Below are 18,994 nucleotides of genomic sequence, written 5' to 3' on the forward strand. Positions count from 1 at the left end.
CCGGTGGGGGTACAGATCGAATGAGGTTCGTGTGGCGGCGTGCCCGAGGCACGAGGGGCCTGCTGCTGGCCGCGGCCGGGGCGGCGCTGGTGGCCACGGTCGCCCTCACCGGACTGGCCGCGTACAACCGGGACGTGGTCGACTCGGGCATCCGTAACGTGCTCGCCGAGGCCGGCGCCCAGGAACGGTCGGTGCTGATCCGGTCCTCGGCCGGGCGTACCCCGGAAGCCCTGCGGGACCGCGACACCGCCCTGCGCGAGCAGTTGCGTACCGACCTGGGCGGGTTGGCCGCCCAGATCACCTCCGTCGGGTACGCGGCCGGCCGGCAGTTGCGCGGCGACGCCGGAGACGCGGTAGCCGATCGTACCGGCAGCATCTACGCCTCGGTGATGTTCCTCGACGGCCTGCCGGAGCACGCCCGACTCACCGCCGGTGCCTGGCCCCAGGCCGGGGCCACCCGGCCGCAGACCGTGCTGGCCGCCCCGGCGGCGGCGATCCTGGGGGTGGGGGTCGGTGACCGGATCCCGATCACCGACGGCCTCACCGAACGGGTCACCGAGGTGACCGTGGCGGGGGTGTTCACCCCGGTGGACCCGCAGGCCGCGTACTGGCGGCTGGCCCCGGAGACCGCTACCGGTTCGCTGCCGCAGGCGGCCACCTACGGCCCGATGGTCGTGCACCGCGACGACTTCCTCACCCACTTCCTGGCCAACGCCTCCGCCGGTTGGCTGGTCGAGCCCGACCTGTCGACGGTCCGGACCACCAGCGAGCTGGACCGGCTGGCACAGGTGGCCACCCGGTTGGTCACCACCACCCCGGCCGAGGCCGGTCTGGGTGAGTCCGCGGTGGCCATCGGCGACCTGGCCGTCCTGGTGCCCCGGTTGCAGCAGGCCACCCTGGTCGGCCGGTCCGCGTTGGTCACTCCGATGCTGCTGGTGGTGGTGCTCGGCGGGTACGCGCTGCTGCTCGTCGCCGTGCTGCTCACCGAGCACCGTCGGGGTGAGACCGCCCTGCTGCGCGCCCGGGGGGCCAGCCGCCGGCAACTGGCCGGGCTGACCGCCCGGGAGGCGACCCTGATCGTCCTGCCGGCCGCGGTCGCCGCCCCGCTGATCGTCAGCGAACTGCTCGGTCTGGCCGGGCGGCTACCCGGGCTGGCCGCGGTGTCGCTGCACTCAGCCGGGGTCTCCGACGCGATGATCTGGCTGGTGGCGGGGGCGGCGGCCGCCGGGTGCGCGCTGGCGATGATCGGTCCCAGCCTGCGCCGGGGTGGCAGCTACGTCGCCGACCTGGCCAGCCGTTCCCGGCCCAGCCCTCGGGGCATGGTGCAGCGGGCCGGGTTGGATGTGGTGCTGGTCGGCCTGGCGGTGCTGGCCTGGTATCAGTTGAGCCGATACTCCTCACCACTGTCCCGTACCCGCGGTGGTGAACTGGGCATCGACCCCCTGCTGGCCGCCGCCCCCACCCTGGGGGTGCTGGCCGGGGCGGTGCTCGCCCTGCGGCTGCTGCCCCCACTGGTGCGCTTGGCGGAACGCTGGGTGGACCGCAGGTCGTGGACCGCCATCATGCTCGGCACCTGGCAGGCCGGTCGCCGACCCCATGCCGGCCCGGTGCTGCTGCTGGCCCTGGCCGTCGCGGTCGGCACCCTGGCCTGGTCACTGGCGAGCACCTCCCGACGATCCCTGGACGACCAGGCCGCCCATCAGGTCGGCGCGGACCTGCGACTGACCGAGACCAACGGCTCCGCCCCCGAGGGCCGGGCCGAGCAGCTGGCCGGACTACCCGGCACGGCCGCCGTCCTGGCGGGCTGGCGGGACCGACTGCAGGCCGGACCGGAACAGGCCCCGATGACCGTGCTGGCGTTCGACGCCGAGATTGCCGGGGAGGTGGTACGGATCCGGCCGGACCTGGCCGGCGGCTCCGTCGGCACGGTGTTCGAGGGGCTGGCCGCCGGGCGGGTGACCGCACCGGAAACCCCGCTGCCGGCCGGTACCCGACGGCTCACCGGGCAGCTGCGGACCAAGGTCAGTCAGCCGTTCGGTGTCGTCGCCCCGGTACGCCACCATGCGGTGCTGATCGGGCCGGACCACAGGCACCGACGGTTGCCGCTGGGGGTCACCGGCAACGGCGACCGGCTGCCCTTCTCCGTCGAACTGCCGGCCGGTGACACGCCGTGGCGACTGGCCGGTTTCACGGTCGAGACCACCGGCAGCGGTCGGATCAGCCTGGACTGGCGGCTGTCCGACCTGCGGGCCAGCCGGGACGACTCCCGAGGGGAGCCGGTGGATCTGGCGGCCGACGGGGGGTGGCGGATGGTCGACACCTCCGGTCTGCTGGCCACCCCCAGGGCCACCGGAAACACCCTGACCGTCGGCATGGCGGCCCGGCTGGCGGAGGGATTCACCAGTCGCAGCACGACTCTGCGGATGGGGATCTCCCGGGAGGCGGCCAAGGGTCCGGTGCCGGTGGCGGCCACCCCGCAGGCCCTGGCCGCCCTGCGACGTGAGGTCGGCAACCAGACCCGACTGTTCCTCGGCGGCGCCGAGGTCGACCTCACCGTGGTCGGCACCGTGAGCGCCCTGCCCGGCGAGGCCGACGAGGCCGCCCTGGTGGTCGACCTGCCGTCACTGAGCACCCGGATCTTCCACGACCAGGGCATCGTGCGTCCTCCGGAGGAATGGTGGCTGGCCACCCGGGCGGGCCAGGGACAACAGGTGGCCGCCGCGGTCGCCGGGCTGGGTGGCCTGGCCGTGCTGGACCGTGAGCAGGTCGCCGCCGAACTGGCCCGGGACCCCTTCGGGGTGGGGGCCCGGGGTGCCCTGTTCGCCGCCGCCTTGGCCGCGGTGCTGCTGGCGGCCGTCGGGGTGGCGGTGGATGTCAGCGCGACCGCCCGACGGCGGGCCACCGAACTGGCCGTGCTGCACACCCTGGGTGCCGGGCACCGCCTGGTGGCCCGGTCACTCCTGGCCGAGCAGGCGTTCCTGGCCGGGGTGGGGGTGCTCGTCGGGTTGGGCGTCGGGGTGGGGGTCGCCGCCACGATGGCCCCCCTGGTCATCCTCACCCCGTCGGCCGACCGACCCCATCCACCGCCGTTGCTGAGTGTCGACTGGCCACCGGTGGTGGCCACCGGGGTGGGCCTGCTGCTGCTGGCGCTGACCTTCAGCGCCGCCGTGTCGATGACCATGCGCCGCCGCCTGGCCGCCACCCAACTCCGCATCGGGGAGGACCGGTGAGCGCGAGGAGTGAGCTTGCGAGCCCCGCAGTCGCGAACGAGGCCAGCACCGTGAGCGCGAGGAGTGAGCTTGCGAGCCCCGCAGTCGCGAACAAAGGGCGGATCCGATGACTGTGCGGCGGATCAGGGCGTACGGCGGGCATGTGGGCTTGTTGGCGGTGCTGGGGTTGGTGGCGGCGGTGCTGGTGACCGCCGTGCCCCGGTTGGCCAACGGGTACGCCGACCGGAGTCTGCACGCCGACGTGGCCCGGCTGCCGCACCTCGTGCGCGACGTGTCGTTCGCGGTCGAGCAGCGTCCGGACCGGCCGCGGCCCGAGGAAGGGGCGCCGGCCGCTGCGGGTGAGGGCGACCTGGACCGGCTGCTCGGGTCGTTGCCGCAGCCGCTGCCCGCCCTGGTGGACCGTCGGTGGTACGCCGCCGTACTGGACGAGCAGACCCTGACCGCCACCGGCGACGAGCCACCGATGGACGGTGGGGCGACCAAGAAGATCGGCCTGCGGGCGCAGACCGGTGTCCAGGAGGCGGCCCTGATCACCGCCGGTCGTTGGCCGCGCAGCGCGGCCGGCGGCCCTACCGAGGTGGCGGTCTCCACCGCGGTGGCGGAGACCCTGTCGCTGCGACCGGGCAGCCGGTTGCGGTTCACCGGCGCCAGTGCGGGCATGCGGGCCTCGGCGCGGGTCGTCGGGGTGTTCGACCCCCGCGACGCCGACGATCCGGTCTGGGACGACCTGATGCTGGGCCTGAACCCGGTGGTGCCGGTCGTCGACGGCGAGCCCTACCTGGCCATGGCGGTCACCGACTGGGCAGGGATCGACAACGTGGTCGCCGGCAGCGGGGTGCCGGTCAGCTACGAGTGGCGGTACCGGCTGGATGAGCGGCGACTGGACACCACCACCCTGGCGGGGGTCGTCGACGCGGTGAGCCAGACCCGGCGCACCGAGTGGCTGCCCGGCTCGCGGGTGCACACCTCCCTGGACGTCAGCCTGGTCCGGTTCACCGAACAGTTGCGGGCGGTGCAGGCCCTGCTGGCCATCGCACAGACCGGCCTGGTGGCCAGCCTGCTGGGGCTGATCCTGCTGGCCGCCCGGTTGATGGTGCAGCGTCGCCGCGACGAGTTGGCGTTGCTGCGGGCCCGAGGGGCCTCGCTGGCCGCGATCGGGTGGCGTACCGGCGTCGAGGCGGTGCTGGTGCAGCCGGTGGCGGTGCTGCTGGGTTGGCTGATCGCCACCCGGGTGCCGGGCCGGTCGACCGGAACCCCCTGGGGGGTGCTGCTGCTGGTGGTGCTCACCACCCTGGCGGTGCCGGTGCTGGCCATGCTCTCCCAGCGGCGGGTCGGGTCAACCTCCGGACGGGTCGACCTGGTCCGGCAGCGCCCGTCGGTACGCCGGTTGACCGTGGAGGCCAGCGTGGTGGTGCTGGCCGGGCTGGGGGTGGTGTTGCTGCGTCGCCGGGGCCTGGATCCGGCCGACGGGGTCGACGCGTACCTCAGCTCCGTGCCGGTGCTGGTCGCGGTCGCCGCCGCCCTGGTGGCGATCCGGCTGCTGCCGTGGCCGCTGCGGCTGGTCGGCCGGCTGGCCGGACGGGCCCGGGGTGCCCCGCTGTTCCTGGGGGTGACCCGGGCCGGGCGGAGTGCGCCGGTGGCGTTGGGGCCGTTGGCGGTGCTGATCGTCGCGGTCAGCACCGGGGTGTTCGGTGGGGTGGTGACGACCACTGTGGCCGCCGCCCGGGACCGGGCCGCGACCCTGACGGTGCCCGGTGACGCCTGGCTGACCGGGTGGGCCTTCTCCCCGGACGCGGCCGACGAGCTGATCCGGGTGCCCGGGGTGCAGGCCGTGGCCCGGGTGTCGGTGGAGTCCAATCGGCGGCTGTGGTCCGAACCCGGGCCGCAGGCGACCTCCCTCGGGCAGGCCCGGGTGCTGGTGGTGGACGCCCCGGCCTTCGCCGAGGTGGTGGCCCGCAGCGGGGTCGAGGTGGAGGTGCCCGCCGTGTTGCGGTCCGCCGCCCGCGGCGACGGGCCGGTGCCCGCGGTGGTGTCGCCGCGGCTGGCGGCGGAACTCGGCGACACCGCGGTGGCCGATGTGCAGAGCCGGCTGTACGAGTTCCGGGTGGCCGCGGTGGCCGACACCTTCCCCGGGGTGGGGTTGGGGGTCGACCGGTTCGTGGTGCTGCCCTGGCAGGCCCTGCCGGAGTACGAGTTGACCCCGATCATCCCCAACCGGTATCTGCTCGCCGGCGACGACGTCGACGAGGCGAGGCTGCTGGAGGTCGCCGACGCCACCCAACGCCGTCGACAGTCCGCGGTGCTCGGCACGGAGGTGACCCGTACCCAACTGCCGGCGACCCTGGAGACCTGGCGGGCCCACCGGGAGGGGCTGGAGCGTACCGGCGCCAATGAGGTGCTGACCCTGACCTTCACCGCAGGCGCCGGGGGAAGCGCCGCCCTGGCCGTACTCGCGGTGGGGTTCGCGGTGATCGCCGACGCCGCCGGTCGGGGGCGGATGCTGTCCCGGCTGCGCACGATGGGTCTGTCCGCCGCACACGGCCGCCGACTGCTGGTGTACGAGCTGGTGCCGCTGGTGGTGGTCGCGGCCCTGACGGGTACGGCCGTGGGCATCGCCCTGCCCAGGCTGCTCGGCCCGACCCTGGGGTTGTCCCAGTTCGCCCCCGGGGTGCCGATGCGTGACCACCTGGATCCCCTGGTCGTGGGCGGGGTGCTGGGGTTGGTGGTGCTCGGCCTGCTGACCGGCCTGCTGGTGGAGAACCTGGTGAACCGACGGATGCGCCTGGGTGAGGCGCTGCGTCTCGGAGAGGGGAACGCATGACCGTGGTCAGGGAGGCACCGGACCTCGCGGCGCTTCAGCGGCGGGCGGCGGAACGGGCCGCCGCCCGAGCCGGTGGCGCGGACCGGTTGCGGGGGCACATCGTCTGCGACGGCCTGGTACGCATCTTCACCACCGAGGGGGTGGAGGTGGTCGCCCTGCAAGGGCTGGACCTGGTCGTCGACCGGGGTGAGCTGGTGGCGATCGTGGGGGCCTCCGGTTCCGGTAAGTCCACCGTGCTGAACATCCTGTCCGGGCTGGACACCCCGACCGCCGGGATCGCCCGGGTGGCCGGCTACGACCTGCTGACCATGTCGGCGCGCAAGCGGCTGCGGTACCGGCGGCACACGGTCGGGTTCGTCTGGCAGCAGACCGGACGTAACCTGCTGCCCTATCTGAGTGCCCGGGAGAACGTCGAGTTGCCGATGCGGCTGGCCCGGCGGGGTGGCCGGGCCGGTCGACGACGGGCCATGGAACTGCTGGAGATGGTCGGGGTCGATTACTGCGCGGATCGCCGACCGGGGCAGATGAGCGGTGGCGAGCAGCAGCGGTGTGCGGTGGCGGTGGCCGTGGCCAACGACCCGGAGGTGTTGTTCGCCGACGAGCCGACCGGGGAACTGGACGAGGCCACGGCCGCGGAGGTGTTCGGGGCGTTGCGGGCCATCAACGCCGAGTTGGGGGTCACCGTCGTGGTGGTCACCCACGATCCGCAGGTCGCCTCGCAGGTGCGGCGGACGGTCGCGATCCGGGACGGCCGGACCGCCTCCGAGGTGCACCGCCGGGCCCGAGTCGGCGCCGACGGCGTGGAGGAACTGGTCACCGAGGAGTACGCGGTGCTGGACCGGGCCGGACGGATGCAGTTGCCGGCCGGTTTCGTCGACGCCTTGGCGTTGCGGGACCGGGTGAGGTTGACCCTGGAGCCGGACCACGTGCAGGTCCGCCCCGGCGAGCAGCGGGATTCGGCGTGAGCGGCGGTGTCGGGCGGTCAGGGGGAGGTGCGGGTGTGAGCGAGGATCTGGTCCGGGTGCAGGGGCTGTGCCGCGACTACGGCAGCGGTGAGCGGGTGGTGCACGCCCTGCGGGAGGTGTCCCTGCGGGCCGGGCGGGGTGAACTGGTCGCGGTGCGGGGACGCTCCGGTGCCGGCAAGACCACCCTGCTGAATCTGATCGGTGGTCTGGACCGGCCCACCTCGGGCCGGGTGTGGGTGGCCGGTCAGGAGGTGACCGCGGCCGGTGAGCGGGACCTGCTGCGGCTGCGCCGCGACGACATCGGTTTCGTGTTCCAGTCCTTCGGGCTGATCCCGATCCTGTCGGCGGCGGAGAACGTCGGGGTGCCGATGCGACTGGCCAAGGTGCCGGCCGCGCAGCGGGAGCAGCGGGTGTCGATGCTGCTGGAGATGGTCGGGTTGGGTGGGCACGCCGCCCAGCGGCCGTACGAGATGTCCGGCGGGCAGCAGCAGCGGGTGGCGATCGCCCGGGCCCTGGCCAACGATCCGGCGTTGCTGATCGCCGACGAGCCGACCGGGCAGTTGGATTCGGAGACCGGGCGGGCGGTGATGGACCTGCTGCGGGCCCTGGTGCACGCCCGGGGGATGACCGCCCTGGTGGCCACCCACGATCCGACCCTGGTGGAGCTGGCCGACCGGGTGCTGGTGCTGCGCGACGGCCGGTTGGTCGAGTCGACCGAGCCGGTCGGGGTGTAGCCGTCAGTACGGGTCGCCGCAGACCCGCCAACCGTCCTGCTCGCGGATGACGGACAGCTCACGCTGTTCGGTGCCGCCGCTCTCGCGGGTCAGCCGTACGGTGACGGTGCCCTGGGGCCGCCCGCCGCGGGTGGCCACGGACACGTCCACGATCTCGTAGTCGCGCACCACCGGCGGGGTGCGTACCCAACTGGTGAAGCCGACCTCGCTCCACCGGCTGCGCGCGTCCCCGCACAGCCGCTCGTACGCCCCGGCGGTGTCCCCGGCGGTGACCTGGCGCAGGAAGCCTTCGGTGGTCTCCCGCACCGGTCCGGCGGCCTGGGTGACCACCTGGACGTTCCAGGCGCCCAGGCCGGCGACGCCGACGCAGCACAGGGCCACCCCGATCCCGGCGACGGTGAGCCCAGCCCGCATCGGATGGCGTCGCCGGGCCGGTCTGCTCCACGGCTGCGCAGCGCCCACACCTCAGACGGTAGAGAATTCGCCGCCCCGGCGGGCGGAAAGCCGCCGCCGTCTGGTGGGTGTGGGCGCTGCCGGTCAGGTGCGGCGGCGGGCGCGGGCGGCCCAGATGACGTACGCCGGGTCCCGGTCCAGGTTGTGCCGGTCCCGGTCGTAGCGGCGGGTGGTGCGGGGGTCGGCGTGGCCCATGGCGTCCTGCACGTCCTCCAGGGGTACCCCCTCGGCGCGGGCGGTGGTGGCGAAGGCGTGGCGCAGCGAGTGCGGTGACAGGTGTGCCCAGGCCGGTATCTGGGCCAGCCGGGCCAGTCGGCGGACCAGCCGGAACACCGAGTGCCGGTCCAGCCGGGCGCCGCTGGCGGTGACCAGCAGCGGGCCGGCGAGCTGGCTGACCGGTACGCCGCCGGCGGCGGCCCGTTCGGCCAGGTAGGTGTCGACGGCGTGGGCGGTGGAGGGGGTCAACGCCCGGCGGCGGGCTTTGCCGCCCTTGCCGACGAAGCGGACACTGCGGTGTCCGCGTTCCGCGCCGAGGTCGGTGATGTCCAGGGCGACCAGTTCCCCTACCCGCAGGCCCAGGTCGGCCAGCAGGGCGATGGCGGCCCGGTTGCGGGTGGCGGTCGGTCCGGTGTCGGTGTCGGCGGCGGTGAGCAGGGCGTCGACCTCGTCCGGGGTGAGCCCGATGGTGGCGGAGTGGTCGCGGTCGACCCGGGGCCGGTCGGCGTCGGCGACCGGATTGTTGTCCACGGCCCGCAGCTTGACCAGGAAGTCGTACCAACTGGACAGGGCGGACAGTCGGCGGGCCACGGTCGCCGGGGTCAGGGGGCGTCCGGTGCGCGCGACCACTGTCGACTCCAGTGTTCGCGCGTACTCGTTGACGTGCAGGAAGTTGGCCCGCAGCGGGTCCAGGTGGCGTTCGGTGCACCAGGCTAGCCAGTTGGCGACATCGCGCCGGTAGGCGTCGCGGGTGTGCTCACTGAGCCGCCGGTTGCGCAGCCACGCTTCGGTGACGGCGATCGGACCGCCCGGCAGGGCGGGGTGATCCGGCGGGCGGAACAGTACCGGAGGATTGGACACGGCCATGTGAAAAAGGTTCTCAGCCAACAGGGCCGTTCCCGATCAGGCGCGCCGGAACATGATCAGCAGTCCTGGAATGCCCTTGCCCGGGGTGGTGTCGACCAACGACGGCGGGGCGGCACCCGCCCCGCCGTCGCCGGTGGACCTCAGGCGTTGATCTGCTTGCGGCCGTTGCCGGTCGCGCTGATGGCCACCTTGCGGGGCTTGGCCCGCTCGGCCACCGGGATGCGCAGCGTCAACACGCCGTTCTCGTAGCCGGCTTCGAGCTTGTCGGTGTCGAGAGTGTCGCCGAGGAAGAGTTGCCGGTGGAACACCCCCATCGGGCGTTCGGCGGCGACGAGTTCGACCTTGTCGCCGTGCGGGCGGCGACGCTCAGCGCGGACGGTCAGCACGTTGCGCTGCACGGTGCAGTCGATGCTCTCCGGGTCGACCCCGGGCAGGTCGAAGGCGGCGTAGAAGTGGTCGCCGTCGCGGTAGGCGTCCATGTGCATGACGGCCGGACGGCTGGTCGTGCCGAAGAACTGCTCGGCGATCCGGTCGATCTCCCGGAACGGGTCGGTGCGCATCAGCATGTCGTGCCTCCTCGGTTCCTCTGGCCGAAGGTTTCGAGAGTTGAGTCTGTCTGGCTCAACTTCACCTACGTATTTAGCGCGCTTCTCCGTCGTCGTCAAGTCGAGCGGTCAATGATCGTTCTCCGGTAGTTGGGCCACCAGAACCACCGGCACCGCCAGGTGCATCGCACCCAGGGCGATCTTCGCGCCGGGGGTGGCCTCGACCAGGAGCAGGGGCGCGAAGGACAACAGGGTCGCCGCCACCACCAGGCTGAACCAGATGGTGGTGGCCCGCTGCCCGGCGAACCGCTCCAGCAGGGCCAGGGCCGCCCAACCCAGCAGGGCTGCGCCGAGGGCGACCGCGACCACCGGGACGAGGTTGACGACCATCTCCGCCCGACCGGGGCCGTGCACCGTGTAGTCGGTGCCGCCGAGGGCCCCGGCCAGCCAGATCGCGACACTGGCCGCGACCGCGGCCAGGATGCCGAGGGATCGGCGGCGCAGGGCGGCGCTGATGCTGACGGATGACGCGGTGGTGCTGCTCATAGGCCACTCCTCGGGGTTGGTTACCGCTACAGCGACGTTATCAGATGATCCCGTACGAGACGATCTTTAGCGAGATCAAATTCTTCGTCGCGGCGTGCCCGCGCGCCCACCGCCGCAGCGCGGCGTCCTCGGCCCAGAGATCCCGCGGCTGCCCTTCCACCCGCCATCACCGCCGTGATCAGCCAGAACGGCAACGCGTACGAGGAGGGCTTCGTCACCGATTTCTGGGAGCCCGTCTGGGCGTACGCCGACAATCCGGGACCGGCACGGAGCCGGCGCTCCGGGAGGCTCTCAGCCTGGCGGCGATCCGCTGGCAGTACCTGCACGGGGTGGACCGGCCCGAACTCGTCGACCCGGACACCTGGACCTTCGACCACCGCGACGTCAACCGCCCCGGCAACGACCTCGCCCAGCTGGCCCTCTTCCGTGACTACGCCACCAACCCCCCGCTGTATCCGAGGGTGCACGAGTGCTTCCGGGACAGCCAGGTCCCGCTGCTGGCCCTGTGGGGCGCCGAAGACCTGATCTTCGGCCCGGCCGGTGCCCGGGCCTTCACCCGGGACCTGCCGCAGGCCGAGATCCGGCTGATCCCCGGCGGCGGTCACTTCCTGCTGGAAAGCCACCTGGACACCGCGGTCGAGCACCTCCGGGACTTCCTGACCCGGACGCTGGAACCGGCTACGGCCTGAGACCGGCTAGCAGACCGAGCCGGCCGGTCCGCAGGTGCCGACCCGGGACAGTCGCCCGTCGACCAGCCGTTGGACCGCGCGGAGAAACACCTCACGCTCGGTGTCCGGCAGGGCGGCCAGCACGTCCTGTTCCAGTCCGGCGGCGATCTCCTGGGCCTGGTCGAGCACCCGCTCCCCCTGCGCGGTCACCTCCACCAGCCGGGCCCGTCGGTCGGTCGGCGACGGGATCCGCCGGGCCAGCCCGGCGGCCTCAAGGTGATCCAGCGTGACCACCATGGTGGTCTTGTCCACCCCGCACAGCTCACCCAACTGCCGTTGGGTGAGACCACCGACGCGGGCCCGCGCCAACACGCAGTGATCCCGGGGAGAGATACCCAGCTCAGCCAGGCCGGAGGCGTGCTCGGCGCGCAGTGCGTGACTGGCCCAGCTGAGCAGGAACATCAGATCCGACGGGCGACCCGGCGACGGGAAGGTCATGCCCTGAGGTTAACAAGATATTCCGAACCGGGATCGTTGCCCGATCACCGACCGCTACTACCGATCAGGAGCCGATCTGCCCGACAATGGAGACCGTGACGAGTGCCACGGCACCGACGGCCGGTACCGGTCAGCGCCGTGGGCCGCAGCCATCCGCCCCCGGCCCCCGGACCGCCGGACCGTGGGTGGTCGCCGCCATGGTCACCCTCCTCCTGCTGATCATGGCCCCCCGCTACGGCTACCACCGCGACGAGCTGTACTTCCTGCTCGCCGGACGCCACCTCGACTGGGGGTACGTCGACCAGGGGCCGCTGGTGCCCGCCCTGGCCCGGCTGGCCGACACGATCGCCCCGGGCAGCCTGCTGGCCCTGCGTACCCCCTCCGCGGTGCTGGCCGGTGCGGCGGTGCTGATGGTCGCCGCGATCGCCCGGCAGTTCGGCGCCGGTCGCGGTGGCCAGACCCTGGCCGCGCTGCTCGGCGGCGCCTCCGGCATCACCCTGGCCAGCGGACACCTGCTCAGCACCACCACGATCGACCTGGTGGTGTGGCTGGCCGCCGCGCTGTGCACGGTACGGCTGCTGCGCACCGGGGACAGCCGGTGGGCCTTGGCCGTCGGGGCGATCCTCGGCCTGGGCATGTTCAACAAGCTGCTGCCGGCCCTGCTGGCCCTCGGCCTGCTCGCCGGGCTGGCGATCGCCGGGCCACGCCGACTGCTGTGGCACCGCGACACCCTGCTGGCCGCCGGACTCTTCGCGCTGCTCGCCGCACCGACCCTGGCCTGGCAGGCGGCACACGGGTTCCCCCAACTAGGGGTGGCCGCCACCATCTCCGGCGGGGACAGCTCCTACAGCGGCCGGGTCGACGCGGCCGTCCTCCAGTTCCTGATCATCAGTCCGTTCGTCGTGCCGATCTGGCTGACCGGCCTGATCGTGCTGCTGCGCCACCCGGCCTGGCGCCCCTACCGGGCACTGGGCTGGGGGTGGCTGGTCGTCGTCGCCGTCGTGCTGCTCGCCGGAGGCAAGGGCTACTACCCGGCCCCGCTGCTGCTGGTGCTGACCGCCGCCGGGGCGGTCGTTGCCGCCGCCTGGGCGGGCACCCGGATGCGGCGGACGCTGCTGGCGGCCCTCGTGGTGCTCACCGCCGTCAGCAACACGGTGCTGCTGCTGCCGACCCTGCCGGTGGACCGGCTGCCCGGCTTCGTGGTCGCCGTCAACTACGACACCGGCGAGACCATCGGCTGGCCGGCCTTCGTCGACTCCATCGCCGCCGTCCACCGAGGGTTGCCCGCCGAGGAACAGGCCCGGACGGTGATCCTCACCGGCAACTACGGCGAAGCCGGGGCGGTGGCCCGGTACGGCCCGGCCCGGGGCCTACCGGCCGCCTACTCCGGGCACAACAGCATGGCCGACTTCGGGCGGCCCCCGCAGGAGGCCGAGGTGGTGATCGCGGTCGGCTGGCGGCAACCGCAGCAACTGCGTACCTGGTTCACCGAGGTGACCCTGGCCGGTCGGGTGGACCAGCGGGTGCGGGTGGACAACGACGAGAACGGTGGACCGATCTGGTTGTGCCGGGGCCTGCGTCGGCCCTGGGCCGACATCTGGACGACCGAGGTACGTCACAGCGGGTGACCGGGGCGTCGACGAAACGCCGTGGCCGGTGGTGGGGTCGGGCTAAGGTGCGGCGATGAGCCTGCACTCCGCCGCGGTCGAGGCACTCAAGGCCGATCCGGCCACCGCCTCGCTACGCCGTTCCCTTGAGGTCTACTACGGCGACCCGGAGCGCGACGCGGCGATGGACGCCTTCTACGCCCGCTTCGTCCGCCCCGGCGACCTGGTGTTCGACATCGGCTCGCACGTGGGCGACCACATCGGCAGCTTCCGCCGCCTGGGAGCCCGGGTGGTCGCGGTGGAACCGCAACCCCTGTGCCTGCGGGCGTTGCGGGCCATCTACGCCGACGACGACCAGGTGACCCTGGTGGCGGCGGCCTGCGGGGCGCGACCGGGCCGCATCGGTTTCCTGGTCAACTCCGCCAACCCGACCGTCTCCACCGCCTCCGGTGACTTCGTCGCCGCCGCGGCCGGCGCCGGAGGTTGGGAGGACCAGGTGTGGGACGGCGAGATCGAGGTACCGGTCACCACCATCGACGCGTTGATCGCCGAGCACGGCACCCCCGCCTTCACGAAGATCGACGTGGAGGGTTTCGAGGACGCCGTACTCGGTGGCCTGAGTCGACCGCTGCCGGCGTTGTCGTTCGAGTTCACCACGATCGGCCGGTCGGTGGCCCTGCGCTGCCTGGACCGGCTGACCGCCCTCGGCTTCGGCGGCTTCGACCTGGCCCTCGGCGACACCAAGACCCTGACCCTCGGTGGCTGGGTGACCGCCGCCGAGATGGCCACCCACCTGCTGACCCTGCCGCACGAGACCAACTCCGGCGACGTCTACTGCATCCCCGGCTGAGGCTCGCATGCGACCTCGCTCGCCTCGTGTCCGGCCACCACGACCAAAACGGCTGCGCGGCGAAGCCCACCACGGACGCGTCGAAGTCCAGCGCCATCGCCTCGTCGCGCTCCAACCACGACTCGAAGCCGACGTGCGCACCGATGCAGGCCGCCCAATACAGGCCCGGAATCGACCAGCTTTGGTTGCCTTAGCCGAGGAGTCGCTGCACCTCACTGCTGACCTGCGGGGAAGCGATCGGAGCCCAGGCGGCGAACAGTGAGCGAAAGTACTCGCCGTACTTGTCCACGGTAGAAGGATCTTGCTCGATGACGTCCAGTTCGTTGACGATGCTGAGATCCACGAAGGGTCGCATCTGGCCGGGGCTCAGGTGCCACGTCTGATCGGTGAAGCGGTCGACGATCTCACCGGTCGTCGCCAGCTCTCGCCAGGTCCGCCTACGGTCGCAGGCCCCGTACAGATAGACCAATGCCTCAGCGTCGTCACCGATGAGGTTTCGCAGCGTGGCTCGATCGTTCCGGTCGAGCAGCGTCACATCGAAGCCGTCCGTGCCGTAGACGGCATGCGCGAGACCGGCCAGTTGCGCGTCAACGCCACACTCGAGCTCAGCGAGACGGTCATGCACCCGGCGCAGCCGCGCCGCCGCAGCTTCAGTGGATCGCGTCGCAGATGGTCGGGTCAACGAACCCAACGAGAATCGAAACGTGGAAGACGAGCCAGCCGCCGGGGGTGGTGGTGTCGAGGTTCTCGTGCAGTGAGGTGAACCCGATGTCGCGGCACCAGAGTTGTGGGAGCGAAGGGCGCGGTCCCGGCTCAGCCAGCGGGTTCGGCCGACTGAGCCGGGATGCCTGTCAGGTCACCGTTGCGGTGGGCCGCGCTTCGGGCTGGCGGCGGCTCATGGCGGCTACGACCAGGATCGCAAGTCCCATGGCCAGTGCTCCGTGCAATTGTTGGGCGCTGTGATCGAGAAACAGCCAGAAGTAGGCCGGGTCAGCCGGTTGGGATTCAGGTCCGGGGAAGGCCAAGTCGACCAGCGTTTCGTACAGGCCGGTGGTGGGTTCGGCGGCGAGCCACAGCGCGGTGAGGCCGAGAGCGACGACGGTCAGCCGGCGAGGCAATGTTCGGCGTCGCAGGCGATACCCTGCCCAGCCGGTGAGGAGCCAGCCGATGACGGCGCCGACGAGTCCGCCCAGCATGATCGCCACCGGTTCGGCCCTTGAGGACCAACGCTCGGAAAAGTCCCGTTAGGCAAGATCAGGTCTAGTGACGTGAAAGGGTGCCGCGTACGGTGATCGCTTGTGTCGTCATCGGTGAGCTTCTTGTCGCAAGCGGAGATGGACGGGTTTGGCCGGTACGCCGAGACGCCGCCGGGCCGGGAGACGCTGGAGCGGTTCTTCTTCCTTGATGACGCGGATCGTGACCTGGTCGCGGAGCATCGTGGGACGCACTCACGGTTGGGGTTCGCCCTGCAATTGGTGACGGTTCGTCACGTCGGCCGGTTTTTGGCGGACCCGTTGGACGTGCCGACGCCGGTGGTGGATTACTTGGCGGTGCAGCTACAGATCGACGATCCGTCGTCTGTAAAGCGGTACTTGGAGCGGCGGAACACCCGGTATGAGCACCAGGCAGAGATCGCCCAGGTGTACGGATATCGGGACTTCGCTGCGGCCGAGGGCGAGTTCCTGCGGTGGCTGGATGATCAGGCGTGGATCACCGGTGACGGGCCGAAGGCGTTGTTCTACGCCGCGGTGGCGTGGCTGCGCCTGCAGCGGGTCTTGCTGCCGGGGGTCAGCACCCTGGCGGAGGTCGTCGCCAGTGTGCGCAACGCGGCCCAACAGCGGCTGTACACGATGTTGGCGCAGGCGGTCAGCGCGCAGCAGGCGGTGGAGCTGGAACGGATTCTGCGGGTGCCGGAGGGCCGGCGCCGCTCGCAGCTTGACCTGTGGCGTCACGCCGAGCGCAGCACGACGGGTAAGGGGATGAGCGCGGCGCTGCACCGGGTAATGGAGATCGCCGGGTTGGGGATGCGGACGGTCGACGTGCCGGCGGTGCCGGCACGTCGGGTGATCGGCTTGGCCCGCTATGGGATGGCGGCCAAGGCGCCGAAGTTGGCCGGGCACCCGTACGAGCGCAGGTTGGCGACGTTGCTGGCCACGGTGCGGTGGCTGGAGGTGCAGGCCACCGACGACGCCCTTGAGCTGTTCGACGTGTTCATGACCAACGAGTTGATCGGCCGGGCGGGTAAGTACGCGGACAAGCAGAAGCTGCGCCGCTTGCCGGGGCAGTCCCGGCACGTCGCGGTGCTGGCGAGCGCGGTGCAGGTGTTGTTCGAGGCCGATGGTTGGGGCGAGGCGGTGCCTCTGGATCTGGTGTGGGAGGCGATCGACACCGCGGTCGGGTCGCGTGCCCGGCTGGCCGCCGCGGTGGCGGGGGTGCAGGAGATGATTCCGCCGCCGGCGGCGGATGTGCACGGGCAGTGGCGGGCGCAGGTGGTGGAACGCTTCGCCACGGTGCGCCCGTTCGTGCGGCTGCTGTGCGAGGTGATCGAGTTCGGGGCGACGGTGGACGCCGCCCCGGTGCTGGCCGCGATGCGCGATCTGGCGCACCTGCTGGAGGCGCGCCCGAGCGAGCGGGTGCCGAAGGGGTATCTGGACGCGCGGAAGGTCAACGTCGACCTGGTGCCCAAGGGCTGGTGGCAGCAGCTGGTCTTCGCCAAGGACCGCCCGGCCGGCACCGTGGACCGCAACGCGTACGTGTTCTGCGTGCTGGAGCTGTTTCACACCGCGCTCAAGCACCGCGACATATACGCGGTCGTCTCCGACCGGTGGGCCGATCCGCGAGCCAAGCTGCTGACCGGCGCCCGCTGGCAGCAGACCCGGGGGCCGGCGCTGTCGGCGCTCCAGCTTCCCGAACGTCCCGATGAGCTGCTCGACGAGCTGACCGGCACCGTCGACGCCGCGTGGCGGGCCGCCGCCGGTGGGATCGTGCCGGACGGGCCGGTTACCGTCGACGCCGACGGCCGGTTGCACCTGGCGAAGGACGACGCCCTGGACGAGCCGCAAAGCCTGGTCGACCTGCGGGCGCGGACCTCGGCGATGCTGCCCGAGGTCGACCTGCCCGAGATGATCCTGGAACTGATGGCGCTGTACCCAGGGTTCCCGGCGGCGTTCACCTCGATCTCCGGTAGCACGTCGCGGCTGGGCGACCTGCACGTCTCGGTCGCGGCGCTGTTGGCCGCGCATGCGCTCAACGTCGGCTTCGGCCCGGTGACCGCCGGCGCGGACGCGCTCACCCGCGACCGGCTGGCCCACGTCGACCAGTACTACCTGCGCCCGGACTGCTACCGCGGCGCCAACGCCGTGTTCATCGACGCCCAGGCCGAGCTCGGCCTGGCGCAGCTGTTCGGCGGCGGTGTCGTCGCCGCGGTCGACGGGATGCGTTTCGTGGTCCCGGTGCGCAGCGTCGATGCCCGGCCGAACCCGAAGTACTTTGCCCGCAAACGCGGCGTGACCTGGCTCAACATGATCTCGGATCAGGCCATCGGCCTGACCGGGCGGGTGCTGTCGGGCACCCCCCGCGACACCCTGCACTTCGTCGACCTGGTCTACGACCCGCACGGCGGGCCCCGACCGGAGGTCCTGATCACCGACGCCGGCTCGTACTCGGACCTGGTCTTCGGCATCGTCACCCTGCTCGGCTTCGACTACCGGCCGGTGCTGGCCGACCTGCCCGACACCAAGTTGTGGCGCATCGACGCCGCCGCGGACTACGGCTACCTGGACCGCACCGCTCGGGGCCGCAGCGATCTGGGCAAGATCGCCCGGCACTGGCCGGACATCTTGCGGGTGGTCGCTTCCATCCACACCCGGGAGATATCCGCTCACGACGCGATCCGGGTGCTGCAACGCGACGGCCGGCTCAACGCCCTCGGTGAGGCGATCGCCCACTACGGCAGGATCTTCAAGACCCTGCACGTGTTGACCCTGGTCGAGGACCCGGCGTACCGGCGGGAGATGAAGCGGATGCGCAACCTGCAGGAGCAGCGCCACGGCCTGGGCCGCAAGGTGTTCCACGGCCGTAAGGGTGAGGTGTACCGGGCGTACCACGACGGCATGGAAGACCAACTCGGCGCCCTCGGCCTGGTCCTCAACTGCGTGACCCTGTGGAACACCCTCTACCTCGATCACGCCCTGGACACCCTGCGAACCCAGGGCTACCCGGTGCGCGACGCCGACGCCGCCCGCCTGTCGGTCTACCAGCACGCGCACCTCAACGTCCACGGCCACTACTCGTTCGTGCTACCCGACCTCGCCGGCGGGCGGCGCCCGCTGCGCAACCCCGACCAGCGGTAAAGCCGCTGGGGAGCATCAGAACAGAAGTCACGCTAGGTCCGGGCCGCGTCCGCAGCGAATGCCGGCGACCGAGCCAGGCCCTCGGCAACGCGCAGACCCCTCCCGCCTGTTGACAGGCTGCACCCATGAGGTGCACCACGAGTTACATCGACATTCGTGGAGGTGGTTGTTGTGACCAGAGCCCACAGACTCCGAACTCTGCGCCGCGCATCCGTCGCGGCGTGCTGCGCTGCTGCGGTGTTCCTCGGCGCGATGCCCACCGCCGCGGTGGCATCACCAGCAGCATCGGTGGCGTCGCAGCCGTCATCGCCCTCGCGGGCGGGTCACTTCGCGCCCTACCCGGGTGGGGTCAGCCCTCAGACGGAGTCGTCGAACATCACAGCCGGCGGCTGCACGTACCGGCAGGCCGTTGATGACCCTCACCTGTCCGGTGGGGAAACCTCTGTTCACGGCTGGTGGATCAAGGTCTCCGGCAGTTGCCCCGATAAATCAGACGTGTCGGTGAATTTGCAGGGCTACTTCTGTGACTCCTTCTCGTGCTACTGGGTGACGGTCGGGTCGGGCAGCGGCAGATACGCCCCCGGGGGTGGCTCCGGTAGCCGCGCCACTGGGAGAAAGGCGTGCTCGAACTCCTCGACGGTC

At 71.8% G+C, this 18,994-nt stretch carries 15 protein-coding genes; 8 read left to right on the forward strand and 7 right to left on the reverse strand.

Features of this window, described 5'->3' with window-relative positions; all coding sequences use genetic code 11:
• Positions 1-20 precede the first annotated feature (20 nt).
• The 4 genes from ACGFIK_RS11610 to ACGFIK_RS11625 all read left to right on the forward strand — a co-directional run bounded on the left by ACGFIK_RS11610 (position 21) and on the right by ACGFIK_RS11625 (position 7,750).
• On the forward strand, positions 21-3,230 hold the full coding sequence (locus tag ACGFIK_RS11610; RefSeq protein ID WP_327025946.1) for an FtsX-like permease family protein: 3,210 nt from the start codon (positions 21-23) through the stop codon (positions 3,228-3,230).
• A gap of 106 nt (positions 3,231-3,336) precedes the next feature.
• Positions 3,337-6,051, forward strand: coding sequence for an FtsX-like permease family protein (locus tag ACGFIK_RS11615; RefSeq protein WP_327025947.1), 2,715 nt, complete (start codon positions 3,337-3,339; stop codon positions 6,049-6,051).
• A complete protein-coding gene (locus ACGFIK_RS11620; protein ID WP_327025948.1) occupies positions 6,048-7,016 on the forward strand; it encodes an ABC transporter ATP-binding protein in 969 nt (322 codons plus the stop codon). The genes ACGFIK_RS11615 and ACGFIK_RS11620 overlap by 4 nt, the downstream gene beginning before the upstream one ends.
• Before the next feature lie 35 nt (positions 7,017-7,051).
• A complete protein-coding gene (locus ACGFIK_RS11625) occupies positions 7,052-7,750 on the forward strand; it encodes an ABC transporter ATP-binding protein (RefSeq protein ID WP_327025949.1) in 699 nt (232 codons plus the stop codon).
• A gap of 3 nt (positions 7,751-7,753) precedes the next feature.
• On the opposite strand, the gene ACGFIK_RS11630 is transcribed toward ACGFIK_RS11625, so the two are convergent.
• From ACGFIK_RS11630 to ACGFIK_RS11645, 4 genes are all read right to left on the reverse strand, one after another.
• Positions 7,754-8,212, reverse strand: a complete 459-nt coding sequence (locus tag ACGFIK_RS11630) for a hypothetical protein (protein WP_327025950.1) — start codon at positions 8,210-8,212, stop codon at positions 7,754-7,756.
• A gap of 75 nt (positions 8,213-8,287) precedes the next feature.
• On the reverse strand, positions 8,288-9,286 hold the full coding sequence (locus ACGFIK_RS11635; RefSeq protein ID WP_327025951.1) for a tyrosine-type recombinase/integrase: 999 nt from the start codon (positions 9,284-9,286) through the stop codon (positions 8,288-8,290).
• A gap of 140 nt (positions 9,287-9,426) precedes the next feature.
• The gene (locus ACGFIK_RS11640; RefSeq protein WP_327025952.1) at positions 9,427-9,852 is read right to left on the reverse strand and encodes an Hsp20/alpha crystallin family protein; all 426 of its coding nucleotides are present in this window, start codon (positions 9,850-9,852) and stop codon (positions 9,427-9,429) included.
• A gap of 108 nt (positions 9,853-9,960) precedes the next feature.
• Positions 9,961-10,377, reverse strand: coding sequence for a DUF6069 family protein (locus ACGFIK_RS11645; RefSeq protein WP_327025953.1), 417 nt, complete (start codon positions 10,375-10,377; stop codon positions 9,961-9,963).
• Positions 10,378-10,706: 329 nt separating this feature from the next.
• Here ACGFIK_RS11645 and ACGFIK_RS11650 point away from each other — a divergent pair, with 329 nt between their 5' ends.
• A complete protein-coding gene (locus tag ACGFIK_RS11650; RefSeq protein ID WP_327025954.1) occupies positions 10,707-11,066 on the forward strand; it encodes an alpha/beta hydrolase in 360 nt (119 codons plus the stop codon).
• Positions 11,067-11,072: 6 nt separating this feature from the next.
• On the opposite strand, the gene ACGFIK_RS11655 is transcribed toward ACGFIK_RS11650, so the two are convergent.
• Complete coding sequence (locus ACGFIK_RS11655) at positions 11,073-11,543, reverse strand: MarR family transcriptional regulator (RefSeq protein WP_327025955.1); 471 nt, start codon at positions 11,541-11,543, stop codon at positions 11,073-11,075.
• An 86-nt stretch (positions 11,544-11,629) separates the two neighbouring features.
• Between ACGFIK_RS11655 and ACGFIK_RS11660 the strand changes: the two genes are divergently transcribed.
• Together ACGFIK_RS11660 and ACGFIK_RS11665 are read left to right on the forward strand one after the other, a co-directional pair.
• Positions 11,630-13,171 (forward strand): glycosyltransferase family 39 protein, encoded by a 1,542-nt coding sequence (locus tag ACGFIK_RS11660; protein WP_327025956.1) that lies wholly within the window; start codon positions 11,630-11,632, stop codon positions 13,169-13,171.
• A gap of 55 nt (positions 13,172-13,226) precedes the next feature.
• Positions 13,227-14,000 (forward strand): FkbM family methyltransferase, encoded by a 774-nt coding sequence (locus ACGFIK_RS11665; protein WP_327025957.1) that lies wholly within the window; start codon positions 13,227-13,229, stop codon positions 13,998-14,000.
• 190 nt (positions 14,001-14,190) lie between these two features.
• Here ACGFIK_RS11665 and ACGFIK_RS11670 read toward each other — a convergent pair whose 3' ends face one another.
• Together ACGFIK_RS11670 and ACGFIK_RS11675 are read right to left on the reverse strand one after the other, a co-directional pair.
• Entirely contained in the window at positions 14,191-14,691 is a 501-nt protein-coding gene (locus tag ACGFIK_RS11670; RefSeq protein ID WP_327025958.1) for a DUF6817 domain-containing protein, read from the reverse strand.
• Between the two features lie 160 nt (positions 14,692-14,851).
• Positions 14,852-15,196, reverse strand: a complete 345-nt coding sequence (locus ACGFIK_RS11675; RefSeq protein ID WP_327027117.1) for a hypothetical protein — start codon at positions 15,194-15,196, stop codon at positions 14,852-14,854.
• Positions 15,197-15,310: 114 nt separating this feature from the next.
• Between ACGFIK_RS11675 and ACGFIK_RS11680 the strand changes: the two genes are divergently transcribed.
• The gene (locus ACGFIK_RS11680; RefSeq protein WP_393339055.1) at positions 15,311-18,352 is read left to right on the forward strand and encodes a Tn3 family transposase; all 3,042 of its coding nucleotides are present in this window, start codon (positions 15,311-15,313) and stop codon (positions 18,350-18,352) included.
• The last annotated feature ends 642 nt before the right edge of the window (positions 18,353-18,994 follow it).

Origin of the sequence: Micromonospora sp. NPDC048871 (assembly GCF_043198155.1) — a bacterium.
In the GTDB taxonomy this organism is placed as follows: domain Bacteria; phylum Actinomycetota; class Actinomycetes; order Mycobacteriales; family Micromonosporaceae; genus Micromonospora.